Source organism: Candidatus Dormiibacterota bacterium (assembly GCA_036495095.1).
In the GTDB taxonomy this organism is placed as follows: domain Bacteria; phylum Chloroflexota; class Dormibacteria; order Aeolococcales; family Aeolococcaceae; genus CF-96.
Genome location: DASXNK010000020.1, coordinates 1 through 7,422, shown reverse-complemented (window position 1 = coordinate 7,422; position 7,422 = coordinate 1). Strand labels below are relative to the sequence as shown.

The following is a 7,422-nucleotide window of genomic DNA, read 5'->3' as shown; positions in this document are numbered from 1 at the left end:
CTCACCCAGAGGAACAACGCGGCCACCCCTGCACACGACAGGATCACGACTCCACCGCTGCAGGCGTTGCACCCCGCCTCCCAGTTGAGTTTCGTCAGCCGTCTCCCCCAGCGACGCCAGAAGGACTGACGCCCTGAGGATCCATCGGGGTTGGTCTTCGCTCGGTGTTCGATTGCCCCGCCGGGCTTCTCCATCGGTGCCTGCGGCGTGTCTGGCTCTGTCAATTTGAGCGCTCCTGGCTACACACTCGACCGCTAGCACAATCTAGTTAGCGACCCAGGCCCTGGCGCGGCCGGCGCCACGAGTGGCGGCCGCCTGGAAGAGGTCTATACGTGTGCCCTTGTGGACAGAGCACCGTACGAGACACCACCGACACGTACTGGAAGCGCAAGAGGTCGTTGGCTGGGTGGCTTCTGGCGCTCGCGGTCTTCGTCGCCATCATGATCGTGGCGTATATTCTTGCAGGGGTGGGCGCAGGGTTCCACTGATCATGGGAAGGCTGGTGGCGTCCGGTTGATGCTGTGTGGGAGTCGCTGGTGATCGGTCCGGTCGTTCATCGCTTGGAGCATGGCGGCAGTCTTGGGCGTCCAGGCAGCGAGGGTCCTGCGCTCATCCGCGGACAGGTGCCCGGCGGGCTCGGGTCTCCGGGTTAACGGCGTCATTCTCGGGTTGAGCCGACATACGTGCAAACTAGGAATTAGCCGCTCGGTCAGGGGAGTGCGGCGTCGCGGGGAATAGCCCATTCCCTACGGCATCAGGGCCTCCGAAGGCCCCGCGGGAAGCAGGGTGCCCGAGGGAGGCGAAGCCAGCGCGTCCCCTGCGACATCCCGCATTCGGTGGGACTCTCCGCGGCCGCAATTGCCGATCTGCACGTATGTCGGCTCAACCCGAGCCCTACGGACAGGCCGGCCGCAGACGACGGATCTCCTCGAGGTGCCGCTGGACGGCCACCTCGAGCGAGGGGGCCGGCTCCTCGCTGCCGGTGCCGTACTGGTTCTGGCCGTGGTCGAAGCGGCGCTCCCGCTGCCAGGCGTCGCGCAAGCCCTGGAGACCCCACGACCGCGCTGCTGCTGGTCTACCTGGCGGGCAGCTACCGCCGGATGCGGCGCATCGGACCGGTCACGCTGGTCGAGCTCGCCGAGGCGCTGGCTGGTGCTCGGCACCGGCGTGCTCGGCGGCGCGCTCGTCCTGGCGACCCTGCGGTGACCTGACCACGCTGCCGACGGGACCGCGGCGGACGCCGGGGAGTGACCGGTTCGCCGCTCAGCTGCAGCTGGGGATCGGCGTCCTCGGGGTGGCCGCCAGCGGGGCGGGGGGGCAGCCCAACCCCGCAGCGACGGCGCCTCCCACAGCGGAGGCCGGCGCCGCCGGCCCGGGGGACGCCGCCGCCAGCCCGGGGGATGCCGCCGCCAGCACGGAGGAGGCCGCCGCCGAGCCGGAGGTCACCGCCGCCGGCGGGGCAGTGGGAGTGCGCGGCGCCGGCCGCGGCGTGGCCGTCGCGCCGGCCGGCCCCTCGGCCGCGGTGATCTCGCCGCAGTTCAGGTGGGCGGCGAGGCAGCGGCTCACCAGGCTCTCGAGGGCGCCCTGCCTCCAGCTGTTGAGGAAGTCGGCGTGCATGGTGTACGCCGGGCCCGAGGAGAGGCTCACCGAGGCCGGGGTCGGGGTCGCGTTCCAGCCCACCGCGATGGTCAGCCGGGGCAGCGCAACCGGATGGTCGGCGGGGCAGCTCCCGCCGCTGCTGTAGGCCATGTGGGAGTGGTGGTCGGCGCTGTCGAGGTTCACGCCGTCCCAGCAGTTGGGGAAGATGATGTGCGCGCGCAGCTGGTCGGCGCACTGCGGCGGCGAGGTCAGCTGTCCGGCGTTCTCGTCGTGGGCGCAGCCCCAGTAGAACACGGAGGGGGGCTGGGGACCGCTCGCCTTCGAGTTGCCGGCGATGATCCGCAGCCCCGCGGGGAAGGCGCGGATCGTCCCCCTGGTCACGTTCGCGTAGTAGGCGCGCTCGGCGTTGGCGGCGACCGGCGTGCCGTTGACGAGCAGCGCCGGCTGCCAGTAGCCGGCGGTGTCGTCGGGGCTGGTGCAGGTGGTGCCGGCGCCGAGCAGCGATGCGTACGTCGACGCCGCGCTGGTGGAGACGTTGCCGTAGAAGTCGTGGGCGTGGCTCGCGCCCGGCTTCGCCGGGAACACGATGCTGTCGTCCCTGAGGGTGTGGCTGTAGGCGCACTGGACGGTGAACTGGCCGCCGGAGGTGCCCGCGGAGCCGGCGGTCACGGTTCCGGCGGCGCCGGCGACGAGGGATGCGACCGAGACCGCGGCCACGGTGAGACGGGGGGAGATGCGCACCCCCTGAGGCTACGGACGCACCGGCCGCGCTCCGCTGGAGAGCGGGTCACGACCGTCGGGTGCTGCCGTCGCAGGTCGGCGACGGCGCCGCATCGAGAGTCACGACTGTGCGCGCGCCACGGTGGGCGGCCGCACCTCCGAGCGGCGCGCAGCAGCGCGCCGAACGGCTAGCAGTGCCAGGTCAGCGCCACCGTCCCCCAGTCCTGGGAGATGCCGTCCGCGAGGAGCGGCGCCGCGGTCAGGGTGCCGCCGCCGTCGTCGACGGACAGGGTGCCGGAGCGTGGGTACTCGATCAGGAACATGGGGTCGTGGGCCGGGCTGCCGGCGCCGAGCACCACGTTGCCCTTCTGGACGGGGCGCGAGAGCTGCTCGCCCACGGTGCGGATCCCGGCATTCACCACGCCGCTGAAGGCCACCCCCGCGGCGGTGAACCGGAACGCAGGGCCGGCGTCGACGGCGCCGTCGCGCACCCGCTTCGGGCAGTCGACCTCGAGCGGGTGGGTGCCGGCGAACCCTGCGCCGGTGAGGGTGATGGTCCCGGTGCCACGCAGCGCCGCCTGGGCCGGATCACCGGCCGGGAGCACGGTGACCACCACCGATGCGGGCGTGCACGCGCTGGCGCAGAGCGGCAGGGTGACGGTGCCGGCCGCGAGCGCCAGGTACTCGACGTCGAGGTCGCCTCCGGCGGAGCTGTGGCGTGCCACCTCCTGGAGCAGCGGTCCGGCGGTGGCGGGGAGGTGATACGGGTCGCAGCCGCTGCGGCCGCCCACCCCGAGGGTCTGCCCGGTGCGCACCCGCACGGTCTGCACCGGCGCGGCCGCCCCGGCGAGGTCGAGGACGACGTCGGCGCCGCCGCTGGAGGGGAGCGGCACGCAGGTGTGCCCGAGCGGCGGGACGGGGGCGGCGGGCGCGGGGTCGCGGTGCCCCACCGACATGCTCAGGCTCGCCGCGGCGGCTGCGAGGGTCACGACCGCCGTCGTCCTCAGCGCCAGCCGCGCCCGGGTCGCATCGCTCATCGTGACCAGCGTATGAGGTGACCGTCACCGCCGCCGGTGCCCCGCGGTGACGATCCGCCGACGAAAACCCTCAGCCCGCGGTGATCCTCGGGATCGCCGCCCGCACCTTGGCGAGCACGCCGTCGGGGAGGGCGACGAAGTTGACCGGCGAGAGCTGCTCGGGTGAGCTGCCACCGGCGGGATCGATGAGCCAGCTGAGCAGGGTCCGGATCGCCATCGCCCGGTCCCCGCCGTGCTGGGTGGTCCTCACCATCAGGTACTCGTAGTTCACGATCGGGTAGGAGTTGGCGCCGCTGGCGTACACCAGCGACTGGCGCAGGTCCTCGGGAACCAGCTGCTGGGCGTTGTACAGTGCGGCGCTGACGGTGTCGTGGGTGGGCCGCAGGAAGTTGCCCGCCCGGTTCTGCAGCTGCGCCTCGCCCAGACCCGCGGCCGCCGCGGCCTGGGCGACGCTGACGCCCACATAGGCGACACAGCCGGGGGTGGCGGCGCAGGTCGAGACCATGCCCGCGTTGCCCCGGGCGCTGAGCTCGCCGGGCACCGCCGGCCAGCCCACGGTGGCGCCGTACCCGGGCGTGCTCCTCCACGAGTCGGTGGAGTTGGCGAGGAACTGGGTGAAGATGAACGTGTCGCCGGACGGCTCGGCGCGGCGCACCGGCACCACCGTGGTGGCCGGCAGGGCGACCCCGGGGTTGAGCGCGGCGATCGCGGCGTCGTTCCAGCGGGTGACGTCCCCCCGGTACATCCTCGCCAGGACGTCGCCGTTCAGCCTGACATCGCCGACCGACGGCAGGTTGTAGTCGATCGACTGCGCGGAGACGACCACCGGCAGGTCGAGGACGTCGAGGTTCGCCTGCTGCTGGGTGTTGCTCAGGTACGCGTCCGAGCCGCCCAGGTCGACGGCGCCGGCGAGGGCGTCGGCGATGCCCCTGCCCGAGCCCCCCCCGGAGGGTCGAAGCGCGATGTTCGAGTAGGCGTGCTGCAGCGGGCCGGCCACCCGCTGCAGGTAGGGCAGCATCAGCGTCGACCCGGTCTCGGTGACGGTGACCGGCGACACCGGGTTCCCCGCGGTGGTGACGGACGTCGTGCCCGCGCCACCCCCAGCCGGATGCGCCCCGCTGCCGCACCCGGTCAGCGCTGCGGCCGCCCACAGCGCCACCACCGCCGGTGTCCTCGCCGTCATGGCGTCCTCCCTCCACACACCCGCGACCAGCTCCCCCGGGATGGTGATCGCCGCGGACGCGGCGCGCAATCGCGGCGACGGCGCCGCCTGCGTCGTTGGTCACCTCTTAACCGCGGTCACCTCGATCCATCATCGAGGCCCTCACCGCGAGGCCCCGCGCTGCCGAGCCGCTCGTCGATCGCCTCCTGGATCGGGCCCAGGCCCGGCTCGCCACGATCACGCCCAGCCCCTCCCCGGGTCACGTCGAGAAGTTGGGGTTCGCACCGCGCGCCGCGGCCACGCGACCCTTCGGCTCCTCCCAGTCCTCCTGGCGGCCGAGCGCGGTCTGGTCGAGGTAGTAGTAGGAGCCGCCGACCATCTCGGTCCCGCGGGCGTAGGTGGAGTAGGTGTGGAAGACGGCGTCGCGGTCACGGAGGAAGCAGCTCTGGCCGGGCCCCTCCATGGGCTGCTCGATGACGTGGCCGGGCGGCGATGCCTGCTGCAGCTCCACCAGGGTCTTGTAGTTGTATTCGATCGGCGCGACGGACTCGTCCAGGGTGACGTGGAAGTCGTAGTTGAAGTCGCTGCCATACGACGAGTACCAGGGGAAGGTCCAGCCCCTGCGCGCCCTGTAGGCCTCGATCCTCGCCAGCGGCGCACGGGCGACGACGACCATCGTGGTGTCGCGGGCGTGCAGGTGCTGGAGGAGACCGGGCGAGATCTCGTCGGCTCCCGCGGAGCAGCTCTGGCAGCCGTCCTCCCAGCTCGGCGAGAACATGAAGTGCCGGACGATGAGCTGGCGGCGGCCGTCGAACAGGTCGAGGAGGCTGGCCTGGCCCTCGGGGCCGTCGAAGACGTAGTCCTTGTCGATCCTGACCATCGGCAGCCTGCGGCGGTCGGCGTTCAGCGCGTCACGTGCCCGGGTGAGCTCCTTCTCCCTGGCGAGGAGCTCGCGGCGCGCGACCAGCCATTCGTCTCGGGTCACGACCTCGGGGAGGGTCATGAGCTTCTCCTCTGCTGGTCCGGTGTGGTGGGTCTCGAGGAGGTGGACCGGGTCGGGACGCCAGAATCATCGGCGGGCGACGATCCCGCCCTGATCGTGAACGCCGAGATAGGTGAGGCGCCCGCCATCCCAGGAGTACGAGGCCCCACACCGCCCGCACCGCGCGTTCGCGCGTGGGTGCGCCGCCAGCGCCGGGGCCTCGGGGGGCCGTTGGTTCACGACCATGCCCGGGCACCTCGGGTGGTCCGGGCAGCTTCCCTCACACGGCGTTCCCTCCGCTCTCGGCACCGCCGCTCAGCCGGGCTCGTCGACGACGTCGAGGCGGTAGCCGACGCGGTGGACGGTGGTGATGCGGACCGGCAGCCCGACGAAGCCCTCCAGCTTCGTCCGGAGGCCGCTCACGTGGACCCGCACCGTCCTCAGATCGTCGCCGCCAGCGCCGGGCCAGACCGCGCGGCGGAGTGCCTCCTTCGACACCGCGCGACCACGGCGATCCAGCAGATGGGCGAGCAGCTCGAACTCGCGCGGCGACAGCGGGATCACATGGCCGCCGGCCAGCGCGCGACCGGCGGCGCGGTCGAGGATGAGGCCGTTGAGCGAGACGTCCTCCGACACCCGCGGGTCCTCCGGCCGGGCTCGCGGCGGGGGAGGGCCGGGAGGCCGCCCCCGGGGCGGACGCGGCTCCGGCAGCCGCCGGGTCACCGTGGTGAGGAGAGCGAGAAGGCCGTCGCGATCCCTCCGCAGTGCGGCGTTCTCCGCTCGGAGCTCCTCGGCCAGCTGCTCCAGCACACGGGTGTCCTCGACGATCCGGCCGGCGGTGGTCAGCAGCTCCGCCGCCGGGGTGGGGGAGACCGGTGTCCACGAAACCTCACGCCGCGTCATGGTCCGCCATCCTGGCACGGCGGGGGGGGCACCGGGGACATCCTCCCGCCTGCCACCAGTCGCGTGCAGTGACCGCCGTCACCGCGGCGCCCGGCTCGGGTAGCCGCCTCAGCGCAGCAGGAGCGCCATGCCTCCCGCGACCAGCGCCGAGGCCGGGATGGTGAGCACCCAGGCGGCCAGGATCCGGCGCGCCAGTCCCCAGCGCACCGCGGCGACGCGGCGTGTCGCACCGGCCCCCATCACCGACCCGGTCACCACGTGGGTCGTGCTCACTGGCAGGCCCAGCTGGGTGGCGCCCTGGATCACCGCGGCCGCCACCGTCTGAGCGGCGAACCCGGCGTCGGGTTCCAGGCGGATGATCCGCGAGCCCACGGTGCGGATGATGCGCCAGCCGCCGGCGTAGGTCCCCAGGCCGATGGCGAGCGCCGCCGCGCTCACCACCCAGAGGGGAACCGCGGGGAACCTCTCCCGCCCGTGCAGGGTCAGGTGCCCGGTGCTCAGCAGCGCCAGGGTGATGACCCCCATGGTCTTCTGGGCGTCGTTGGCCCCATGGCTGAAGGAGACGAAGGCGGCGGAGGCGATCTGCGCGCGGCGGAAGCGCCGGTTGGCGCGACCTGGATGAGCGCGGCGGAAGACGTTGAGCAGCGCCACCATGACGAGGTAGGCGCCCACCATGCCGATGACGGGCGACGTCACCAGCGCAGCGACGACCGGCCCCACCTTCGCCCACTGGACGGCGTGCACTCCATAGCCCACCATCCCCATTCCGATGAGGCCACCGATCAGGGCGTGCGAGGAGCTCGACGGCAGCCCCGCCCGCCAGGTGATGAGGTTCCAGACGATGGCACCGGCGAGCGCGGCGATGATCATGCCGAGCCCGATGCCGCCGGCGGGCTTGACCAGCCCGCCGATGGTGTCGGCCACCTTGGTGTGGAGGAGCTGGGTGGCGACGATCGCGCCGACCAGGTTGAGCACCGCCGACATCGCCACCGCGAGGCGCGGGCTCAGCGCACGGGTGC

General features: G+C 72.8%; 7 protein-coding genes. All 7 read right to left on the bottom strand.

The window, feature by feature from the left end; translation table 11 throughout:
- Positions 1 to 894: 894 nt before the first annotated feature.
- Positions 895 to 1,041: a hypothetical protein gene (locus VGL20_01705; GenBank protein ID HEY2702382.1), complete on the bottom strand. Its 147-nt coding sequence runs from the start codon at positions 1,039 to 1,041 to the stop codon at positions 895 to 897.
- Between the two features lie 222 nt (positions 1,042 to 1,263).
- The gene (locus VGL20_01700) at positions 1,264 to 2,340 is read right to left on the bottom strand and encodes a DUF1996 domain-containing protein (protein HEY2702381.1); all 1,077 of its coding nucleotides are present in this window, start codon (positions 2,338 to 2,340) and stop codon (positions 1,264 to 1,266) included.
- Between the two features lie 167 nt (positions 2,341 to 2,507).
- Positions 2,508 to 3,356, bottom strand: a complete 849-nt coding sequence (locus tag VGL20_01695; protein HEY2702380.1) for a hypothetical protein — start codon at positions 3,354 to 3,356, stop codon at positions 2,508 to 2,510.
- Between the two features lie 70 nt (positions 3,357 to 3,426).
- A complete protein-coding gene (gene pstS, locus VGL20_01690) occupies positions 3,427 to 4,539 on the bottom strand; it encodes a phosphate ABC transporter substrate-binding protein PstS (protein ID HEY2702379.1) in 1,113 nt (370 codons plus the stop codon).
- 238 nt (positions 4,540 to 4,777) lie between these two features.
- Entirely contained in the window at positions 4,778 to 5,521 is a 744-nt protein-coding gene (locus tag VGL20_01685) for a DUF899 domain-containing protein (GenBank protein HEY2702378.1), read from the bottom strand.
- A gap of 294 nt (positions 5,522 to 5,815) precedes the next feature.
- On the bottom strand, positions 5,816 to 6,403 hold the full coding sequence (locus VGL20_01680) for a winged helix-turn-helix domain-containing protein (protein HEY2702377.1): 588 nt from the start codon (positions 6,401 to 6,403) through the stop codon (positions 5,816 to 5,818).
- A 108-nt stretch (positions 6,404 to 6,511) separates the two neighbouring features.
- Positions 6,512 to 7,422 (bottom strand): inorganic phosphate transporter (locus VGL20_01675; GenBank protein HEY2702376.1); only part of this gene is annotated, 911 nt, incomplete at its 5' end.

Excerpts from the sequence above, each read along its gene's own strand:
- VGL20_01695 (HEY2702380.1), bottom strand. The coding sequence starts at position 3,356 with ATGAGCGATGCGACCCGGGCGCGGCTGGCGCTGAGGACGACGGCGGTC.
- pstS (HEY2702379.1), bottom strand. The coding sequence starts at position 4,539 with ATGACGGCGAGGACACCGGCGGTGGTGGCGCTGTGGGCGGCCGCAGCG.
- VGL20_01685 (HEY2702378.1), bottom strand. The coding sequence starts at position 5,521 with ATGACCCTCCCCGAGGTCGTGACCCGAGACGAATGGCTGGTCGCGCGC.
- VGL20_01680 (HEY2702377.1), bottom strand. The coding sequence starts at position 6,403 with ATGACGCGGCGTGAGGTTTCGTGGACACCGGTCTCCCCCACCCCGGCG.